This is a genomic window from Streptomyces sp. NPDC059477 (assembly GCF_042749375.1).
GTDB lineage: Bacteria > Actinomycetota > Actinomycetes > Streptomycetales > Streptomycetaceae > Streptomyces.
Genome location: NZ_JBHYUG010000091.1, coordinates 1 through 19,623, shown reverse-complemented (window position 1 = coordinate 19,623; position 19,623 = coordinate 1). Strand labels below are relative to the sequence as shown.

At 72.3% G+C, this 19,623-nt stretch carries 14 protein-coding genes and 2 pseudogenes; 7 read left to right on the top strand and 9 right to left on the bottom strand.

What is annotated here, in order from left to right:
* Positions 1-85 precede the first annotated feature (85 nt).
* A pseudogene (locus ACFXAZ_RS31880) lies at positions 86-504 on the bottom strand (hypothetical protein).
* 51 nt (positions 505-555) lie between these two features.
* On the opposite strand from ACFXAZ_RS31880, the pseudogene ACFXAZ_RS31875 reads away from it, so the two are divergent.
* Positions 556-1,119 (top strand): annotated as a pseudogene (locus ACFXAZ_RS31875) (NAD-dependent epimerase/dehydratase family protein); the annotation flags it as partial.
* 42 nt (positions 1,120-1,161) lie between these two features.
* Here ACFXAZ_RS31875 and ACFXAZ_RS31870 read toward each other — a convergent pair.
* From ACFXAZ_RS31870 to ACFXAZ_RS31860, 3 genes are all read right to left on the bottom strand, one after another.
* Positions 1,162-2,508: a GH1 family beta-glucosidase gene (locus ACFXAZ_RS31870; RefSeq protein ID WP_384598217.1), complete on the bottom strand. Its 1,347-nt coding sequence runs from the start codon at positions 2,506-2,508 to the stop codon at positions 1,162-1,164.
* Positions 2,509-2,589: 81 nt separating this feature from the next.
* On the bottom strand, positions 2,590-2,856 hold the full coding sequence (locus ACFXAZ_RS31865; protein WP_384598215.1) for a protealysin inhibitor emfourin: 267 nt from the start codon (positions 2,854-2,856) through the stop codon (positions 2,590-2,592).
* 21 nt (positions 2,857-2,877) lie between these two features.
* Positions 2,878-3,948, bottom strand: a complete 1,071-nt coding sequence (locus ACFXAZ_RS31860; protein WP_384598213.1) for a M4 family metallopeptidase — start codon at positions 3,946-3,948, stop codon at positions 2,878-2,880.
* A 423-nt stretch (positions 3,949-4,371) separates the two neighbouring features.
* Between ACFXAZ_RS31860 and leuA the strand changes: the two genes are divergently transcribed.
* The 6 genes from leuA to ACFXAZ_RS31830 all read left to right on the top strand — a co-directional run bounded on the left by leuA (position 4,372) and on the right by ACFXAZ_RS31830 (position 12,710).
* Positions 4,372-6,093: a 2-isopropylmalate synthase gene (gene leuA, locus ACFXAZ_RS31855; RefSeq protein ID WP_384598211.1), complete on the top strand. Its 1,722-nt coding sequence runs from the start codon at positions 4,372-4,374 to the stop codon at positions 6,091-6,093.
* 183 nt (positions 6,094-6,276) lie between these two features.
* Entirely contained in the window at positions 6,277-6,963 is a 687-nt protein-coding gene (locus tag ACFXAZ_RS31850; RefSeq protein WP_384598209.1) for a TerB family tellurite resistance protein, read from the top strand.
* Between the two features lie 228 nt (positions 6,964-7,191).
* Positions 7,192-9,282: an MMPL family transporter gene (locus ACFXAZ_RS31845; RefSeq protein WP_384598207.1), complete on the top strand. Its 2,091-nt coding sequence runs from the start codon at positions 7,192-7,194 to the stop codon at positions 9,280-9,282.
* Between the two features lie 64 nt (positions 9,283-9,346).
* On the top strand, positions 9,347-10,678 hold the full coding sequence (locus ACFXAZ_RS31840; protein WP_384598205.1) for a sensor histidine kinase: 1,332 nt from the start codon (positions 9,347-9,349) through the stop codon (positions 10,676-10,678).
* Entirely contained in the window at positions 10,675-11,376 is a 702-nt protein-coding gene (locus ACFXAZ_RS31835; protein ID WP_384598203.1) for a response regulator, read from the top strand. Before ACFXAZ_RS31840 ends, ACFXAZ_RS31835 begins: the two co-directional genes overlap by 4 nt.
* Before the next feature lie 155 nt (positions 11,377-11,531).
* A complete protein-coding gene (locus ACFXAZ_RS31830; RefSeq protein WP_384598201.1) occupies positions 11,532-12,710 on the top strand; it encodes an exo-alpha-sialidase in 1,179 nt (392 codons plus the stop codon).
* Between the two features lies 1 nt (position 12,711).
* On the opposite strand, the gene ACFXAZ_RS31825 is transcribed toward ACFXAZ_RS31830, so the two are convergent.
* The 5 genes from ACFXAZ_RS31825 to ACFXAZ_RS31805 form a co-directional block, all read right to left on the bottom strand.
* Entirely contained in the window at positions 12,712-13,638 is a 927-nt protein-coding gene (locus ACFXAZ_RS31825) for a dihydrodipicolinate synthase family protein (protein WP_384598199.1), read from the bottom strand.
* Positions 13,638-14,699, bottom strand: a complete 1,062-nt coding sequence (locus ACFXAZ_RS31820; protein ID WP_384598197.1) for an oligopeptide/dipeptide ABC transporter ATP-binding protein — start codon at positions 14,697-14,699, stop codon at positions 13,638-13,640. Before ACFXAZ_RS31820 ends, ACFXAZ_RS31825 begins: the two co-directional genes overlap by 1 nt.
* Before the next feature lie 615 nt (positions 14,700-15,314).
* Positions 15,315-17,294, bottom strand: a complete 1,980-nt coding sequence (locus tag ACFXAZ_RS31815) for a dipeptide/oligopeptide/nickel ABC transporter permease/ATP-binding protein (RefSeq protein WP_384598195.1) — start codon at positions 17,292-17,294, stop codon at positions 15,315-15,317.
* Complete coding sequence (locus ACFXAZ_RS31810) at positions 17,291-18,253, bottom strand: ABC transporter permease (RefSeq protein ID WP_384598193.1); 963 nt, start codon at positions 18,251-18,253, stop codon at positions 17,291-17,293. Before ACFXAZ_RS31810 ends, ACFXAZ_RS31815 begins: the two co-directional genes overlap by 4 nt.
* Before the next feature lie 21 nt (positions 18,254-18,274).
* Positions 18,275-19,623 (bottom strand): ABC transporter substrate-binding protein (locus tag ACFXAZ_RS31805; protein ID WP_384598191.1); only part of this gene is annotated, 1,349 nt, incomplete at its 5' end.

Sequence of the window (19,623 nt, the reverse complement as noted above, 5' to 3'; positions counted from 1 at the left end):
GTGCCCGCGCCGGGTGCGGGTGACTGCCCGTGCCCGTGCGGTGGAGCCGCGGCGTGACAGAGCGCCCCTGAGGCGGCGTTCACGCTCAGGCCGGTGACAAGTCCTGGGTGCCCACCACCCGCGGGAGCCCGAGGCGTTCATGGCTCTCCGTCCCGGGGCGGGCCGAGTGGATGATCAGCAGATGGCGGTGCTGGCGGCTCAGCAGAACCTCGCAGTCCAGCTCCAGCAGGCCCACCACCGGGTGCAGGAAGCGTTTCGTGGCGCGGTTGCGCCGGGAGACCTCGTGCTCGGTCCACAGCCGGGCGAATTCCTCACTGGCGGAGCGGAGTTCGGCCACCACGGCCGCCGGTTCCGGGGCCTCGGGGCGGGCGGCGGCCCCCGCGCGCAGGGTCGCCACGTGGTTGCGGGCCATGGCCGGGTGGCCTCGGGCGGGGAGAGCGCGAGCGAGCGCGGGTCCAGGAAGAAGCGGCGCAGCAGATTGCGCTCCCGGCGCGGGTCGGACATCACATCGCCCACCAGAGCCTTCGACATGGCGTTCTGCGCGAGCAGTTCGCCCTCGGCCGGGCCGCGCGGACCTCCGGGGTACGGAGGTCCGTGCAGGTCAGTACGGGGCTCGTGTACGGGGCGGGAAGGGGCCGCCCGCTGGTCGAGGAGGACGAGAGCCGGCCGGGCGGGGAGCTGTGGGGCGCCTGCACCGAGTCCAAGCTCGCGGCCGAGCGGGAGCTGAGCGCGCTGAACGGTCTGGACCTGCGCGTCGGCCGCCTCCCCTTCGTCCATGGCGAGGGCGACCCGCATCTGGCCCAGGCCCTGCACTGGGCCGCGCACTGGCCGGGCGCCGGGCGGCTCCAGATGGGCCACCACTCGGACGTGGCCCAGGCCCTGCTCCGGCTGCTGTGGCCCCCGGGCGCCACCGGCGTCTACAACATCGCCGACGACGCCCCCGTCACCGCCGTCGAACTGCACCAGCCCAACGGCGTCGAGCCGCCCGCCGAACTCGCCGCCCGCACCGACCCCGACCCCTGGACCGGCATCATGTCCACCGAGCGGATCCGCCACGAACCGGGCTTCCGCCCGCTCTTCCCGAGCGGGTGGAACGCGCGGGACGCCGGAGCCCTGTGAGGCGTGCCCGGTTGAGACGCGCCCGGTGAGGCGGCCGGGTCGTCACCGCTGGGCGCGCAGCAGCTCCCGGTACCACCCGTAGGACGCCTTGGGGGTGCGCTTCTGCGTCGCGTAGTCCACGTGCACCAGCCCGAAGCGCCGCGCGTACCCCTCCGCCCACTCGAAATTGTCGAGCAGCGACCACACGAAGTATCCGCGTACGTCGACCCCCGCCTCGATCGCCCGGTGCAGGGCGCGGATATGGCCGTCCAGGTAGCCGATCCGGTCCTGGTCGTCGAGGCCGTCGTAGGAGCAGCCGTTCTCGGTGATGACGATCGGTGGGAGCCGGTCGCCGTAGCGGTCGCGGAAGCCGGTCAGCAGCTCGGTGAGGCCGTCCGGGAGCACCGGCCAGCCGAAGTCGGTCACCGGGACGCCCTCGATCTCCCGTACCGAGAAGGGCAGTTCGGCCGGCATCCGCACCCCGCCGAAGTCGATCTCCGTGCCCTGCGGGGCGCCCACCCGGGTCGGCGCGTAGTAGTTGACGCCGTAGAAGTCGAGCGGCGCGGAGATCGTCTTCAGGTCGGCCGCGAGATCGTCGGCCGGCATCAGCTCGCCCAGCCCGGACGGGTAGGCGCCCAGTAGCAGCGGTTCGGCGAACAGCCGGTTGAGCAGGACGTCGTAGAAGTCGGCCGCCGCCACGTCCGCGCTGTCGTCGGACGCGGGCCAGGTCGGGCCGTGCGAGTTGGCGATCCCGATGTCCGTGGCCCCGGCCGCGCGCAGCACCGGAACGGCCAGACCGTGCGCGAGCAGTTGATGGTGGGCCACCGGCAGCGCGTCGAACAGCAGTTGCTTGCCGGGCGCGTGCAGGCCCAGGGCATGGCCCAGCAGGGTGTGTTCGGCGGGCTCGTTGAGGGTGATCCACCGGGTCACCCGGTCGCCGAGCCGCCCGGCGACCACCGCCGCATGGTCGGCGAACCGGGCGGCCGTGTCCCGCTCCCGCCAGTCGAGGCCGAGCGGCAGATCCCAGTGGAAGAGGGTCGCCACCGGGCGGACGCCCGCCGCGCACAGGGCGTCCACCAGCCGGTCGTAGAAGTCCAGCCCGCCGGGGGAGTTCACCCGGGGCCAGGAGATCGAGAAGCGGTACGCGTCCACGCCCAGCCCGGCCAGCAGCGCCACGTCCTGCTCGTAGCGGTGATAGTGGTCGCAGGCCACGGCGGCGGTCGAGCCGTCCTTCACCCGGCCGGGCTCGGCGGTGAAGGTGTCCCACACCGACGGTTCCCGCTCGTCCGCCGCGCCCTCGATCTGATGCGCGGAGGTCGACACCCCCCAGAGGAACCCGTCCGGGAACCGGGGAACGGGGTCGCTCGCAGGGGGTGTCGCCGTCTTCGCGCGTGGGTCGGTCGTCGCCATGCGCGGATCATCCGTACCAGGGGTAACGGAAGTCAACGGGCGGGCGGGAAAAGGCGGTTGCCCGCACGGGGCCGGCGCGGGCTACGCGCCTTCCTTGAGGACCCGTCTGATCAGCTGGCGCTGGTCGTCCGTGAGCCGGGGGTCCGCGCAGTACACCGTCGTGCCGTCCACCGTGATCTCGTATCCGAAGCCGTCCGGCACCCCGGGCGGCGGGGTGCCCCGGCCGGCGGCGACCGCCCGCCCGGCCAGGGCCTGCCACTCCGCCGCGTCGGGCCGCCCCGAGGTGTCCACCTCGGCGTGCCGCTCGATGCCGGCGAAACCTCCCGTGCGCCTCACCTGAATCCGCATGGGTCCCTGTCTAGTACGGAACTACGCCTCGCGCACCCCGACCTGTTCCCATGCCTTCTGCACGGCCTGGAGTTCCTCGCCCGCGCCGAACCGGGTCCGCGCGGCGGTGACCGTCAGATCGGCGAAGTCCGCGAAACTGGCCTCCTCCGACAGTTCGCCGCCGGTCAGCACGTCGTACCAGACCTGTCCGGCCCGCTCCCAGGCGTGGCCGCCGAGTTCGGTGGCGGCGAGATAGAACGCGTGGTTGGGGATGCCGGAGTTGATGTGCACGCCGCCGTTGTCCCGGCCGGTGCGCACGAAGTCGTCCATCGTCGCGGGCTGCGGGTCCTTGCCGAGGACGTCGTCGTCGTACGCCGTGCCCGGGGCCTTCATCGAGCGCAGGGCCACGCCCGTGACGCGCGGGGCGAGCAGTCCGGCGCCGATCAGCCAGTCCGCCTGGTCGGCGGTCTGGCCGAGCGTGTACTGCTTGATGAGCGAGCCGAAGACATCCGAGAGCGACTCGTTGAGCGCGCCGGGCTGGCCGAAGTACGTGAGGTTCGCGGTGTACTGGGTGACGCCGTGGGCGAGTTCATGGCCGATGACGTCGATCGGGAGCGTGAAGTCGAGGAAGATCTCGCCGTCGCCGTCGCCGAACACCATCTGCTCGCCGTTCCAGAACGCGTTGTTGTAGTCCTCGTCGTAGTGGACCGTCGCGTCCAGCGGGAGGCCGTTCGCGTCGATCGAGTCGCGGGCGAAGGCCGAGAAGAAGAGTTCGTAGGTGGCGCCGAGGCCCGCGTACGCGCGGTTGACGGTGGCGTCCTGGCCCGGGTCCGAGCCTTCGCCGCGGACCTTCTTGCCGGGCAGGGAGGTCTTGTGCTGGGCGTCGTAGATGGTGCGGTGGGGGGTGCCGGGGGCCGCGGCGGCGGGGGCGGCGACCGCGGGGGCGCCCAGGACGGTGGTCAGGCGGCGCTGGGTGCGCTCGAAGGCGTCGCGCTGGAGGGTGCGGCGCGCCGCGCCGGCCACGGCGGGTTCTTGGGCCTGGGCGAGCTTGTCCAGGGCGTGTGGGGGGATGATCGTGCAGAAGATGGGCTCGTGGGCCCCGTGGTTCTTCATGTGCGACACCTTGGCACTCCGTTGGGTCTGCGTCACTAGGGGTTACCGGGAATGGTGAAGTGTGGGCCGGTTCTCGGTTGGGGTGGTTGCGGTGTGTTACAGGGTGCGGGTGCGTTGTGGTTGCTCGCGCCCACGCGGCGGAGCCGCATAGTGAGCACAGCCCCGCGCCCCTTGAGGGCGTTGCCCGCAACCCCCGTGAAGAAGTCAGCCCCCGGGGCCCTGCATAGGTGAGTCCCGGTTTCGGATGGTGATACAGGGGGGCGTAGGAGTTCTGTGTCGGTTACAGTGCTGGGCATCATGCGTTTTGGGCTGCTTCTTCTTAGCTGCCGCGGCGAGGGCCTGTAAGACAGGTCGACTCCCTCCCCGCGGCGCTTGGTGTTGCCGTCGGCCGTCCTTCCCGGACACCTGAGGAGCCCCCGCATCATGGCGAATCGCCAGCAGCCCAGTTCCATGCCGATCCACAAGTACGGCCGCTACGAGCAGGTCGACATCCCCGACCGCACCTGGCCCGGACAGCGCGTCACCGTCGCCCCCCGCTGGCTCTCCACCGACCTGCGTGACGGCAACCAGGCCCTGATCGACCCGATGTCCCCGGTACGCAAGCGGGCGATGTTCGATCTGCTGGTCAAGATGGGCTACAAGGAGATCGAGGTCGGGTTCCCCGCCTCCGGGCAGACCGACTTCGATTTCGTGCGCTCGATCATCGAGGACGAGGGCGCCATCCCCGAGGACGTGACGATCTCCGTCCTGACCCAGGCCCGTGAGGATCTGATCGAGCGGACCGTGGAGTCCCTGAAGGGCGCCCACCGCGCGACCCTGCATCTCTACAACGCCACCGCCCCCGTCTTCCGCCGGGTCGTCTTCCGGGGCTCCAGGGACGACATCAAGCAGATCGCCGTGGACGGGACGCGGCTGGTCATGGAGTACGCCGACAAGCTGCTGGGCCCGGAGACCACCTTCGGCTACCAGTACTCGCCGGAGATCTTCACCGACACCGAGCTGGACTTCGCGCTGGAGGTCTGCGAGGCGGTCATGGACGTCTGGCAGCCCGGTCCGGACCGCGAGATCATCCTGAACCTGCCGGCCACCGTCGAGCGCTCCACGCCGTCCACCCACGCCGACCGGTTCGAGTGGATGGGCCGCCATCTGAGCCGCCGCGAGCACGTGTGCCTGTCGATCCACCCGCACAACGACCGGGGGACCGCCGTCGCCGCCGCCGAGCTGGCGCTGATGGCCGGGGCCGACCGGGTCGAGGGCTGTCTGTTCGGACAGGGCGAGCGCACCGGCAACGTCGACCTGGTCACCCTGGGCATGAACCTGTTCTCGCAGGGCGTCGACCCGCAGATCGACTTCTCCGACATCGACGAGATCCGTCGTACGTGGGAGTACTGCAACCAGATGGAGGTCCACCCGCGCCACCCCTACGTGGGCGACCTGGTCTACACGTCCTTCTCCGGCTCCCACCAGGACGCCATCAAGAAGGGCTTCGACGCCATGGAGGCCGACGCCGCGGCCCAGGGCAGGACGGTCGACGACATCGAGTGGGCCGTGCCGTATCTGCCCATCGACCCCAAGGACGTCGGCCGCTCCTACGAGGCCGTGATCCGGGTGAACTCGCAGTCCGGCAAAGGCGGGCTGGCGTACGTCCTGAAGAACGAGCACAAGCTCGACCTGCCGCGCCGGATGCAGATCGAGTTCTCCAAGATCATCCAGGCCAAGACGGACGCCGAGGGCGGCGAGGTCACGCCGAGCAACATCTGGGCGATCTTCCAGGACGAGTACCTGCCCAACCCGGACAACCCCTGGGGCCGTGTCCAGGTGCGTACCGGGCAGTCCACCACCGACACCGACGGGGTGGACACCCTCACCGTGGAGGCCACCGTCGACGGCACGGACACCGTGCTGACCGGCTCCGGCAACGGTCCGATCTCGGCCTTCTTCGACGCCCTCCAGTCCACCGGTGTCGACGTACGGCTGCTGGACTACCAGGAGCACACCATGAGCGAGGGTGCCTCCGCGCAGGCCGCCTCCTACATCGAGTGCGCGATCGGTGACCAGGTGCTGTGGGGCATCGGCATCGACCCGAACACCACCCGTGCCTCACTGAAGGCGGTCGTCTCCGCCGTCAACCGGGCGGCTCGCTGACCGCCGGGACCGGGGGTTTGCGGATCCCGTCCACCGTCTTCGGTGGGCGGGATCCCGCCGTTTACCGGCCAACTCTCGCCAAGGTCACGGAAAGGTCTCGTCCAAGGTACTGACTACGGCTCATCAATGTGGCTAACATCACGCAGGCGCGGCGATGTTGCCGTGGGGTTACGGAGGTGCGACGTGCTGCCAGGACGAGACGGTCGCGCGGCCAGGCATTCGCGCATTCTGGGCACCCGCACGGCGTGGACGGCCGTCGGCGACGGACAGTTCTTCTGCCCGGGCTGCGGCGGTGACCGCAATTTCCAGCGACTGACCGGCCGCCGCCGGTTCACCCTGCTCGGGGTGCCGGTGCTGCCGCGCGGTGAGACCGGGCCCACCATCGAGTGCGCGGCCTGCCGGCGGCACTTCGGGACGGACGTTCTCGATCATCCGACCACCTCCCGGTTCTCGGCGATGCTGCGGGACGCCGTGCACACCGTCGCGCTGGCCGTGCTGGCCGCCGACGGGACCCGGGCGCGTACGTCGCTGTCCACCGCGGCGGGGACCGTGCGGGCGGCCGGCTTCGACGACTGCACGGAGGACCAGCTCGACGCGCTGGTCGAGGCGCTCGCGGCGGATACGGGGCGGGTGTACGGGCGGCCCTGCGGGCCGGGGCTGGCCATAGAGCTGCACGAGGCGCTCGATCCGCTGGCGCCGCATCTCGCGCCCGCGGGGCGGGAGGGGATCTTGTTGCAGGGGGCGCGGATCGCTCTCGCGGATGGGCCCTACACGGCGGCTGAGCGGGAAGTGCTGGCCACGGTTGGCGCGGCGTTGACCATTACGGCGGATGAGGTGACGCGGCTGCTGGCTGCGGCGGCGGTCCCCTGAGGGCTGGGTTCGCTTGCGGGTTCGGGTGCGGGTGCGTCGTGGCTGGTCGCGCAGTTCCCCGCGCCCCTAAAAGACTGGGGCGTCGCCGTACTCCCCCGGGAGTAGTCGGGGCCCGTCGACGCCTGGCGTAGTACCGGGCGACTCGGTCTTTCGTGTGACGTAAACGTGCTGGCCTCCCGGAAAGGTGGGGACCGTCTCAGACAGTCCTACCGGAGGGAGGCCCTTCCTATGGGGGCCGCTATTGCATCTGTGCGGCGACGGTGGCGGGTCGTGCCCTGGGTGGTGCTCGGGTTGTGGATCGCTGTGATGGTGATCGCCTCGCCGTTCGCCTCGAAGCTGGGGGAGGTGCAGCGGGACCGGGCCGTGGACTATCTGCCGAACAGCGCCGATTCCACGCAGGTCGCCAAGATCCAGGACCGGCTGCCCGGTGGTGAGACCAGCGAGATGGTCGTCGTCTATCACCGCGACGGCGGGCTGACCGGCGCGGACCGGGAGGCGGCGGCCCGGCAGATCCAGGAGATCAGCGGGGCGCACACGCTGGCCGCCGAGCCGGTGGGGGTGGACTCCGCGGACGGCACCACCCTGATGTATCCCGTCGCCAGCAATGAACCGGGGCAGGACGAGGACGCCCGGGACGCGCTCGTCAACGAGGTGCGGGACGTGGCCCGGGGCGGGGACGGGCTGAGCGTCGAGGTCGGCGGTGAGGCCGCGCTGGCCACCGACGCCGGGGAGGTCTACAGCTCGCTCAACGGGCCGCTGCTCTACACGACCGTCGCCGTCGTCGCCGTACTGCTTATCGTCATCTACCGCAGTCCGTTCCTGTGGCTGGTGCCGCTCGTCGTCGCCGGGATCGCGGACTTTCTGTCGATGGGCGTGGCCTACGGGCTCAACCAGTGGTTCGGGACGGCGGTGTCCGGCCAGTCCTCCGGGATCATGACGATCCTGGTGTTCGGCGCCGGGACGGACTACGCGCTGCTGCTCGTCTCCCGCTACCGGGAGGAACTGCGCACGGTCGAACGGCCCTACGACGCCATGGTCCGGGCGCTGCGCGGCTGCGGGCCCGCCGTGCTCGCCTCGTCCGGGACCGTCGCCGCCGGGCTGCTGTGCCTGCTCGCCGCCGATCTGAACTCCAGCCGGGGCATGGGCCCCCTCGGGACCGTCGGGGTGCTGTGCGCGCTGCTCGCCATGCTGACCCTGCTGCCCGCCCTGCTGGTGCTGCTCGGCCGGCGGGTGTTCTGGCCGCTGGTGCCGCGCTACGGCAGTGCGCCCAAGGCCCGCCGGTCGCTGTTCGCGGCGATGGGCGACTCGGCCGGGCGCCGGCCCCGGACCGTGCTGCTCGGCGGGGCCCTGCTGCTCGGGGCGCTGGCCCTGGGCACCCTGAATCTGCCCGGCGACCTCAAGCAGGAGGACTCCTTCACCAGCACGCCCGACGCGGTGGCCGCCATGCAGACGCTCGCCGCCGCCTACCCCGAGCGCGGCACGCAGCCCATCACCGTCATCACCCCCACCGACGGGGCGGACACCACGCTGGCCCAGGTGCGGGACACCGGCGGGGTCGGCAGCGCCGAACGCGGGCGCAGCGGCGACGGCTGGACCGAGATCACCGTGCTGGCCGACGCGCCGCCGCAGTCCGCCCAGGAGACCCGGACCATCGAGGAACTCCGCGACCGGCTGGACGGCTCGTACGTCGGCGGGGCCAGCGCCGAACAGCTCGACCTGAAGGACACCAACGCCCGGGACCGGACGATCGTCGTACCGCTGGTGCTGCTGTCCGTGCTGCTGATCCTGGTGGTGCTGCTGCGCAGTCTGGTCGCGCCGCTGCTGCTGGTCGCCGCCGTGGTCGCGGTGTGGGGGGCCTCGCTCGGCATCGGCGGGCTCGTCTTCGGGCCGCTGTTCGGCTTCGGGGGGACCGATCCGGGGCTGGGGCTGCTGTCCTTCGTGTTCCTCGTCGCGCTCGGCGTGGACTACGGCATCTTCCTGATGCACCGGATGCGGGAGGAGGCCCTCAAGGGCGCCGAGCCCAGCGCCGCGGCGCTGACCGCGCTGCGCACCACCGGCGGCGTGATCGCCTCGGCGGGGATGGTGCTCGCCGCGACCTTCGCGGTGCTCATCACCATGCCGATGGTGCCGCTCGCCGAGCTGGGCTTCGTCATCGCGGTGGGTGTGCTGCTGGACACTTTCCTGGTCCGGACGTACCTGGTGACCAGCGCGAGCGTGGCGCTGCGCCGCGCGGTGTGGTGGCCGGGGCCGCTGTCCCGGGCGCCCGGGCGGCCGGTGCCGCCGAAGGAGACCGAGCCGGTGACCGCGGGCACCCGCTGACCCGGCCGAGAACCGGGCGTCCCCTCCCTCCCGGAGGGGACGCCCCTTAGCGGAAGATGGACCCGTGCAGGCAACCACCCAGGCGGGACGGCCCCGGCCCCGCGTCGGCGAACGGATCATGGCCGCGATCAACCGCGACCCGCTGACCGCCCCGCGCGCCCTGCGCAACGACGCCGTGCTCGCCGTCGCGGCGGCCCTCGTCAGCACCTGCCTCGGCCTGATGGGCGACCCCGGGCTGCGGCCCGACGCGCTCGGCTGGACGCTGCTGTACGCCGCCCATGTGCCGCTGGTGTGGCGGCGCCGCCATCCGGTGCTGGTGCTCCTCGTGGTCATGGCCCTCATCGGCCCGTACCACGCCCTGGACAACCACCACGCCGCGCCCATTCCGGTGATGGTCGTCGTCCTGTACTCCGTCGCTTCCACCGGTACGGTCCGGCGCACCCTGGTCACCGGCGGCGCGCTGCTGGGCGTCGGCCTCGTCTTCAACGCCGTCACCAATCCCGACGGGCTGCTCGAACTGCTGCGGATCTCCGGCTGGATCATCGCCGTGCTGTTCTTCGGCATCGACGTGCGCTACTACCGGCAGTACGTCGCCGCGATCGTGGAGCGCGCCGAGCGCGCCGAACGGACCCGGGAGGAGGAGGCCCGCCGCCGGGTCGCCGAGGAACGGCTGCGCATCGCCCGCGACCTGCACGATCTGCTGGCCCACAGCATCACGCTGATCGGCGTGCAGACCTCCGTGGCCGCGCATGTCCTGAGCGCCGATCCCGAGCGGCTGGACCGGGCCGCCATCGCCGCCGCCCTCGACGACATCGCCGGGACCTGCCGGTCGGCGCGCGGCGAGCTGCGCACCACGCTGGAGGTGCTGCGCGCCCAGGACGGGGGTGAGACCCGGGGCCCGCTGCCCGATCTGCGCGGCCTGGGCGACCTCGCCGACAGCGCCCGGCTGGCCGGGGCCACGGTGGATCTCTCCGTCACCGCCGACGCCGTGTCGCCCGCCGTGGGCGCGGCCACCTACCGGATCGTCCAGGAGGCCCTCACCAACGCCGTCCGGCACGGCGGACGCGACGATCTCACCGTGCGGGTGCGGGTGTCCGGGGACTCCGGCGTCCTTCGGGTCACCGTCACCGACGACGGGGCGGGCAGCGGCACCGGGACGCCGGGCTACGGGCTGGTCGGTATGCGGGAACGGGCCCGCAGCGTGGGCGGCGCGCTGGGTGCCGGGCCGCTGTCCGGGGGGCGGGGGTTCGAGGTGAGCGCGGTGCTGCCGCTGGGGGGTGACGATGGGGTGGCGGGGCCTGTGGAGTCGGGTGAATCCGGTGGGTCCGTCGCGTCCGTCTGGCCCCGTGGGGTGGTCGGGGGCGCCGGGCCCGTCGCGAAGGAAGGTGCCCGGTGAGCGGGGCGGGCGAGGGGGCCGGGCCGATCCGGGTGCTGATCGCCGATGACCAGACCCTCGTACGGTCGGCGTTCGCGATGCTCGTCGAGTCCGCGAAGGACATGGAGGTCGTCGGGGAGGCCGGGACCGGACGGGAGGCGATCGAGCTGGCCCGCAGCGCCCGCGCCGATCTGATCGTGATGGACATCCGGATGCCCGACCTCGACGGCATCGAGGCGACCCGGCTGATCGCCGCGGATGCCGCGCTCGCGGCGGTGAAGGTGCTGGTGCTGACCACGTACGACACCGACGAGAACATCGTCTCCGCGTTGCGGGCGGGGGCCGCCGGGTTCCTGGTCAAGGACACCCGGCCCGCCGAGCTGCTGGACGCCATCCGTACGGTCGCCGCGGGGGAGGCGCTGCTGTCGCCCGGGCCCACCGCGCGGCTCATCGAACGGGTGCTGCGGAGTCCGGCCGTGCCTGCCGTGCCTCCGGTGGGTGGGCCCGGGTGTCTGTCCGGCCGTGAGCGGGAGGTGCTCACGCTGGTGGCCCGGGGGTTGAACAACACGGAGATCGGTGAGGTGCTGGGGCTCAGTCCGCTCACCGCGAAGACTCATGTCAGTCGGATCATGGGGAAGCTGGGGGTGCGGGATCGGGCGCAGTTGGTGATCGTGGCCTATGAGTCGGGGTTGGTGCGGGTGGGGGGTGAGGGCGGGTGAGGGGGTGAGGGCGCGGGGTGTGGGCCGGGTGCGGGTGCGTTGTGGCTGGTCGCGCAGTTCCCCGCGCCCCTGGCGGCGTTGTGGTCTGAGGCGTTGCGGGGGTGCGCCGGGGAGTCGTCGCCATTTCTGACGTGCCGTCAGGAAACATGTAGGTGATGAGAGCCATGTTTCTGGTCCGTAGCCTGCTTGCCTCCGCCGTGCTCCTCAGCCCTCTCACTCCCCTCGCCTCCGCCGCCTCCGGCTGTGTTTCCTCCGTGCCCTATGTCGCTGGGCGCGGGGGTTACGACACCTATCGGATTCCCGCTGTCGTGGTGACCCGGCAGGGTGCCGTGCTGGCGTTCGCGGAGGGGCGGCGGGACGGGGCCGGGGACAGCGGGGACATCGATGTCGTGCTGCGTCGGTCCGGCGACGGGGGCTGTACCTGGGGGCCGCTCGTGGTGGTGGCCGCCGGGGAGGGGGACACACGGGGGAACCCGGCGCCCGTCGTCGACCCGCGTTCCGGTGCGGTCGTGCTGCTGACCTCGTACAACAGTGGTGCGGTGACCGAGGGGCAGATCATGCGGGGGGAGGTGCGGGGGCGCCGGGTGTTTGTGCAGCGGAGCGTGGATGACGGCCGGAGTTTCGGGGTGCCGCGTGAGATCACCGCCGATGTCACGCTGCCCGGCTGGCGCTGGTACGCCACCGGGCCCGGGCATGCCGTCGCCCTCACCCACGGGCGTCACCGGGGGCGGCTGGTGGTGCCGGCCAATCACTCCGCCGCCCCGCCCGCGCACTCCGGCGACACGGGGCAGGAGCGCCGCTGGTACGGCGGACACGCCCTGTACAGCGACGACGGGGGGCGGCGCTGGCGGATCGGTTTCGTGGACGACTCCTACGACGGTGTCGACAACGCCAATGAGTCCAGCGCCGCCCAGCTCCCCGACGGGCGGCTGTACTTCTCCGCCCGGGACCAGCACGGCACCAGCGCCGGGAACCGGCTCGACGGCCACTCCCGCGACGGCGGCGCGAGCCTCGAACGCCCCTACACCGTCCAGCGGACCCTGGACGACGTCCCGGTGGTCCAGGCGAGTGTCCTCCAGGTCCCGGGGCGGGGTGCCCCGCTGCTGTTCTCCGGGCCGTCGGTGCCGACCGAGCGCCGGTCGATGGCGGTGTGGCGCAGTACGGACGGCGGGAGCACCTTCACCAAGGCGCTCACCCTCTCCGGGCAGCGGGCCGGATACTCCGACCTCGTGCCGCTCGGGCGGCACACCGTGGGGGTCCTGTACGAGACCGGGGTGACGGGGACGTACGAGACGATCGCGTTCCGGCGGCTCGGGGTGCGGGAGCTGGGGTGACTCAGAGGAGTCCGGCCGCTGCCAGGTGTTTGCCGACTCGCTGGGTCTCGTCCGGCGAGAGGGGGATCTGGGGGTCGGCGGTGGCCGGGCAGTCGATGATGCCGCGCAGGTGCAGGGCGGCCTTGAAGGCGCCCAGGGCGGAGGAACTGCCGCCCATGCGGGCCGGGTCGCCGGCGCCGGTCATGGCGAACAGGGCGCACAGCCGTTCCTGTTCGGCGCGGGCCCGGTCGAGGTCGCCCGCGCGGACCTGGCGGTAGAGGCGGACGTAGCCGTGCGGGTCGACGTTGGCGAGGCCGGGGACGGCCCCGTCGGCGCCGAGGGCGAGGGCCGCGTCGGCGACCACCTCGGAGCCGGTCAGCACGCTGAAGCCGGGCAGCGCGCGGGCGCCCAGGACGACCTCGCGGAAGCCGCCCAGGTCGCCGCTGGAGTCCTTCAGGCCCGCGAGGACGCCGTCCGCCGCCAGATCCAGGACCAGGGCCGGGGAGAGCTTGGAGCGGACGGAGAGCGGGATGTCGTACGCGAAGACGGGGATCCCGGCGCGTTCGGCGAGCAGCCGGTAGTGGCGGTCGATCTCGGCGGGGTGGGTACGGGTGTAGAAGGGCGCGGTCACCACGGCGGCGTCGGCGCCCGCCGCCGTGGCCGCGGCGATGTGGTCCAGGACGCGCGGTGTCGTCATGTCGATCGCGCCCGCGAGGACCGGCAGGGAGCCGCCGATGTGTGCCACGACCGTCTCGATGACGAGGCGGCGCTGGGCGTCCGTCAGATAGGCCGCCTCGGACGTCGAGCCCAGTACGAACAGGCCGTGCACCCCGCCCGCCACCAGATGGTCGACCAGCCGCCGCAGTGAGCGGACGTCGACCTCGCGGTCCGGCGTCAGCGGTGTGCAGACGGGCGGGACGACTCCGGTGAGCGGGGCGGGCAGGGGCATCAGGACTCCCGTGGGTGGCTCTGGCGGGCGAGATCGCGGGTCGACTCGTCCTCGTCAACAGGATGGTGACAGCGGAAGCGGTGGCCGGGGGTTGACGCGGCCGAAAAATCGGGCATTTTGTCCGCGCAGAGCTGATCGGCCTTCCAGCACCTGGTGCGGAACGGGCAGCCGCTCGGCGGCCGGGTCGCCGACGGCACCGGGCCCACCAGCGGGATCGGGTCGATCGGGTGCAGCAGGCCGGGCGTCGCGGAGAACAGGGCGCGGGTGTAGGGGTGGCGGGAGTGGTCGGTGACCCTCGCGGCCGGGGCCACCTCGACGATCCGGCCGAGGTACATGGTGATCACCCGGTCGCTCATCCGCCGGACCGTCTGGATGTCGTGCGACACGAACACCAGCGCGAGGCCGAGGCGTTCCCTGAGGTCGAGGAGGAGATTGAGGATCTGGGCGCGTACGGAGACGTCCAGCGCGCTGGTCGGCTCGTCGGCGACCACCAGGTCCGGGTCGAGCGCGAGGGCGCGGGCGATGGCCACGCGCTGGCGCTGGCCGCCGGAGAGCTGGCCCGGCAGGGCGTCGGTGAGGGCGGTGGGCAGTCCTACCAGGGCCATCAGCTCCCGGACCCGTTCCTCGCGGCGGGGGCGGCTGTTCCGGCCGTGCACGTCCAGCGGGTCGCGCAGGATCTGGCGGACGGTCAGCCGGCGGTTCAGCGCGGTCGACGGGTCCTGGAAGATCATGCCGGTGGAGCCGCCGATCGCCGCCCGGCGCTCACCCGGCGACATCTCCCACAGGTCCTGGCCGCGGAACGCCACCGTCCCCGACGTCGGCCGCTCCACGCCCACCAGCACCTTGGCCAGCGTGGACTTGCCGCACCCGGACTCGCCCACGACCCCGACCGTCTCCCCGGCCGCGAGGGTCAGATCCGCCCCGGTCAGCGCGTACACCCGGTCCCGGGTGAAGACGCCCCCGCTACGGGCCTTGTGCACGACATGCGCGTCCGTGACCCGCACGAGGGCGGGCCGGCCGGCACTCTCACCGAGATCCTCGGGTTTGACCAGGGCGTTCACGGGGCCTCCTGGGGGGGCGGGTGGGGTTATAGGGGGGTGGGGAGCGGGGTTACAAGGGGGCGGGGTCGGGTCAGGGGAGCGCGCCGGTCGGGTCGGCCTCTGGCCTTCTGGCCTCTGGCCTTCCGGGCTTCCGGCCTTCCGGGCTTCCGGGCCTCTGGGTTCCGGCCCCCGGGCTCCGGCCCTCGGCCCCCGGCCCCCGGGTTCCGGGCTCTTGGGCTTCGGGCTCCTGGCCCCGAGCCCTCGGCCTTCGGCCTCCGGCTTCCGGGCTTCTGGGCTTCTGGCCTTCTGGGCTTCCGGCCTTCCGGCCTTCCGGGCCTCAGGGTTCCGGCCCCCGGGCTCCGGCCCCCGGCCCCCGGCCCCCGGGTTCCGGGCTCTTGGGCTTCGGGCTCCTGGCCCCGAGCCCTCGGCCTTCGGCCTCCGGCCCCCGGCTTCTGGGCTTCCCGGCTTCCCGGCCTCCGGGCTTCCGGCCTTCCGGGCCTTCCGGGCCTTCCGGCCCCGGCCCCCTCGGCCCCCGGCCTCCGGGTCTCCCGACCCCGGCCCCCCGGCCCTCGGCCTCCGGGCTTCCGGACCTTCCGGGTTCCGGGTCTCCCGGCCCCCTCACCTCACCCACCCCCCTCACCCCACCACCCCGCTCTCCGTGGCCACCACGTCCGCCGCCGGCCGGTGGCAGGCCGTCAGGTGGGTGGGGGGGCCCGTGAGGGTGGGGGCGGTGGTGTGGCACAGGGTGGTGGCGCGGGGGCAGCGGTCGGTGAAGCGGCAGCCGGGGGGGAAGTCGGCGGGGGACGGGACGACGCCCCTGATCTGCGTCATCCGTTCCGCGCCGCCCTCCAGGGACAGCACGCTGCCCAGCAGGCCGCGGGTGTAGTGGTGGGCCGGGGAGTGGACCAGGTCGGAGGTCACCCCGCTCTCCACGATCTGGCCGCCGTACATGACCACCACCCGGTCGGTGATGTCGGCGATCAGAGCGAGGTCGTGGGAGACCAGGATCAGGGCGAAGCCCAGCTCCGCGCGGAGCCGCAGCAGGAGCTGTATCACCTGCGCCTGCACGGTCACGTCGAGCGCGGTGGTCGGCTCGTCGGCGACGATCAGCTTCGGTTCGCGGGACAGCGCCATGGCGATCAACACCCGCTGGCGCTGTCCGCCGGACAGTTCGTGCGGGTAGCTGCGCAGGGTGCGGTCGGGGTCGAGGCCGACCAGGGTGAGGAGTTCGGCGGGAGTGCGGTGGCCGCCCCGGCGGACGACCTGCTTCAGCTGGGCGCGGATCGTCATCGCCGGGTTGAGGGAGGAGAGGGCGTCCTGATAGATCATCGCCATCTCGTGGCCGAGCAGCCGGCGCCGTACCCGTGTCGGCTCGGCGAGCAGGTCGCGCTGGTGGAAGCGGACCTGGCCGCGCACCCGGGCACCCCGGGGCTGAAGGCCCATCACGGTCAGCGCGGTCAGCGACTTGCCGCAGCCCGACTCGCCGACCAGCCCCAGCACCTCACCCGGCCGCACCTCGAAGCTGATGCCGTCCACGATGTCGACGCCCCGGTGGCGCCCCTCGAACCCGATGGCGAGGTTCTCCACCGCGAGCACCGGCGCCCCGGCCGGCAACGGGCGGGCCCGCGACCGCAGTCGCCGCGCCGCGTCGGTGAGACCCGGCAGCGGCAGCACCTCCCCGCCGCCGGGCTCCGGCGTCTCCAGCCGGTCCGTGTGCCCCTCGGGCACCTCGACCTCGCGGGGCGCGGGCGCCGCCCACGCGTCGGACACGCCCTCCGAGAGGACGTTCAGGGACAGGACCGTCACCAGCATCAGCAGCCCGGGGAAGACCGTCGCCCACCAGCCGCCGGTCAGCACCATGTTCTTGCCGTCGGCGATGACACTGCCCCAGGACGGGTCCGGCGGCCGGACGCCCGCGCCGATGAAGGACAGCGACGCCTCGAACACGATCGCCTCGGCGACCTGGACCGTGCAGAACACCAGCACCGGCGCGGCGCAGTTGATCGCCACGTGCCGCCACACGATGTGCCCGGTGCGCGCCCCGATCACCCGCTCGGCGGTCACATAGTCCTCGCCGTACTGGTCCAGCACGTTCGCCCGGACCACCCGGGCCACCGGCGGGGTGAACAGGAACGCGATCGCGCAGATCAGGACCGTGATGCCGCCGCCGAACACGGCGACCAGCACGGCCGCCAGCGCGATGCCCGGGAATGCCATCACCACGTCCAGACACCGCATCAGCGTCTCGTCCACCGCCTTGCGGGAGGTTGCCGCGAGGGCCCCCAGCAGCGCGCCCGCCACCAGCGCCAGCCCGGTCGCCCCCAGCCCGATGGCCAGCGACCAGCGGGCCCCGTACATCAGCCGGCTCAGCAGGTCCCGGCCCAGACTGTCCTGGCCCAGCCAGTGCGCGGCGGAGGGCTGCCCGGTGCCGTCGACCGGCGGGAACTGCGCCAGCGGGTCGTACGGGGCGAGCAGCGGCGCGAACACCGCCGTCAGCACCACCACCGCCAGGAAGCAGACGCCGATCTTCGACAGCGGCGGCAGCCGGCGCCAGCCGCGCAGCCGGATGCCGGGACGGGCGAGGGCCTCGGTCAGCGCCCTACGGGTCATGATCATGCGGTCGAGTCCCTCAGTCGCGGGTTGACCAGCAGGTACAGGACGTCGATGACGAGGTTGACCACGACGAACCCGATCGCCGTGGTGATCACGACTCCCTGGACGACCGCCGGGTCGCCGTTCTTCACGGCGTCGATCATCAGCTTGCCCATGCCGGGCAGCGAGAAGATCGTCTCGATGACGACGGCACCGCCCAGCAGATAGCCGACGCGCAGCCCGAGCACGGTCAGCGGGTTCATCAGCGCGTTGCGCAGCACATTGCGCCCGACCACCACCCGGGGCGGCAGCCCGCTGCCGATCGCCGTACGCACATAGTCCTTGTCCAGCTCCTCCACCATCGAGGTGCGCACGATCCGGGTCAGCTGGGCGGCGACCGGCAGCGACAGCGCCAGCGCGGGCAGCGCCAGGGTGCGCAGCCAGCCGGTGACGGAGTCGGCGGGGTTGATGTAGCCGCCGGCCGGGAACCAGCCGAGGCCGACCGCGAAGTACTGGATCATCAGCAGCGCCAGCCAGAACCCGGGCGCCGCCACCCCGATCAGCGACACCACCCGGATGATCTGGTCCGGCAGCCGGTCCCGGTAGATCGCCGCGGTCACCCCGCCGATCAGCGACAGCACCACCGCGATGCCCAGCCCCAGAAACGTGAGCTGCATGGTGAGCGGCAGCGCGGTCAGCACCTGGTCCAGCACCTCGCCCCGGGTCAGGGCGCTGGTGCCCAGGTCACCGTGGAGCAGATCGCCCACGAAATTCACGTACCGCACCGGCATCGGATCGAGCAGTCCGTGTTCCTCGCGGAAGTCGTGCAGCTGCTGGGGCGTCGGATTGGCGCCCTGGAAGAACGCGGACGCCGGGTCGACGTCCGAGAACCGCATCACCACGAACACGAACAGCACGATCCCCAGCATCAGCGGCACCAGCAGCGCGACCCGGCGGACGAGGATCCTGACGACGGCGACCACGCGCGACTCCCCTCCGTACCGTCAGACCCAGGTGGCCTGAAGCAGATTGATCCCCGGATACGGCTGCGCCCTGACCCCGGTGAGCAGGCGCGGGTTCCAGGCGGTCATCAGCGCGTTGTGGACGACCGGGTAGAGCACCGCCTGCTCGGCGACGACATCGAGGCAGTCCTGGAGCATCGCCTTCTTGCGGGCGGCGTCCGGCTCCCGGGTGGCCCGGTCCATGTCCCGGAACAGCTGCCGGGCGACCGGGTCGCCCGCCCACCGGGTGTACCCCATCCACAGGTTCTCGGGGCCGTAGTTGTAACGCATGATCAGATCGGCGTCGACGCCGAACTGGTTGGGGTTCGAGGCGGCGGCCACCACCTGGTAGTCCTGCTTCTGGTCCAGCTTGGTGAAGACCGCCGTGGTCTCCTGCGGCGCCAGCGTGGTGCGCACCCCGATCGCGTCCCAGGACGCCTTGATGGTGGGCAGACAGTCCATGATCCAGCTGACGTTCACCGCCATGATCTCCACGCTCAGCCCGCTGACCCCGGCCTCCTTCAGCAGCGCCCGCGCCCGGTCCGGGTCGTGCGTGTACACGGTCCTCGCCGGGCGGTACGCCGGATTGCCGTCGTCGAGGAAGGAGGTGGCCGCCCGGCCATGGCCCTTGAGCGCCACGTCCACGATGGTGCCGGTGTCCACGGCGTAGCGCAGCGCCTGCCGCACCCGTACGTCGTCGAACGGCCGGTGCGCGGTGTTGAACATCAGGAACAGGTTGTTCATCCCGGCCCCGCTGCCCACCTCCATCCCGCCGCCTTCGAGCTGGGCGATGTTGGCGTACGGGATGTTGTCCGCGAGCTGCACGCCCGCCCCGGCGCCGGAGATCATGGCGACGCGCGGGGCGGCGTCGATGATCGCCAGCCAGTTCATCTTCCTGAACGCGGGCGGGCGCGGGCCGTTGTACTCGGCGAACGCCTCGAAGACGGTGTTGGACTTCGGGTGGTGCGCGGACTGCCGGTACGGTCCCGAGCCGATCGCCAGCCCCTTGATCGCGTCGTCCCAGCCGCCGGGCCGGGAGAAGACATGCTTCGGCATGACCTTGGCCAGGGTCAGCCGGGACACCCCCTCCGGGAACGGGAACCTCAGCTCCAGCCGCACCCGCCGCGCGTCCAGCCTGCGGACCTCCTTCAGCCAGGACGCGAAGAAGCCCTTGGCGAGGGTCTGGGTGTCCGGGTCGAGGATCCGGTCGAAGACGAACACCACGTCGTCCGCGGTGACCGGCGTGCCGTCGTGGACGCGGGCGCCCGCGCGCAGGGTGAAGGTCCAGGCCGTGGCGTCCGGGTCGGCGGGCAGCGCGGTGGCCAGCGCGGGGTAGGGGGCCCGGGTGATCG

Excerpts from the sequence above, each read along its gene's own strand:
- ACFXAZ_RS31870 (WP_384598217.1), bottom strand. The coding sequence starts at position 2,508 with ATGGCGACGACCGACCCACGCGCGAAGACGGCGACACCCCCTGCGAGC.
- ACFXAZ_RS31865 (WP_384598215.1), bottom strand. The coding sequence starts at position 2,856 with ATGCGGATTCAGGTGAGGCGCACGGGAGGTTTCGCCGGCATCGAGCGG.
- ACFXAZ_RS31860 (WP_384598213.1), bottom strand. The coding sequence starts at position 3,948 with ATGAAGAACCACGGGGCCCACGAGCCCATCTTCTGCACGATCATCCCC.
- leuA (WP_384598211.1), top strand. The coding sequence starts at position 4,372 with ATGGCGAATCGCCAGCAGCCCAGTTCCATGCCGATCCACAAGTACGGC.
- ACFXAZ_RS31845 (WP_384598207.1), top strand. The coding sequence starts at position 7,192 with ATGGGGGCCGCTATTGCATCTGTGCGGCGACGGTGGCGGGTCGTGCCC.
- ACFXAZ_RS31830 (WP_384598201.1), top strand. The coding sequence starts at position 11,532 with ATGAGAGCCATGTTTCTGGTCCGTAGCCTGCTTGCCTCCGCCGTGCTC.
- ACFXAZ_RS31825 (WP_384598199.1), bottom strand. The coding sequence starts at position 13,638 with ATGCCCCTGCCCGCCCCGCTCACCGGAGTCGTCCCGCCCGTCTGCACA.
- ACFXAZ_RS31815 (WP_384598195.1), bottom strand. The coding sequence starts at position 17,294 with ATGATCATGACCCGTAGGGCGCTGACCGAGGCCCTCGCCCGTCCCGGC.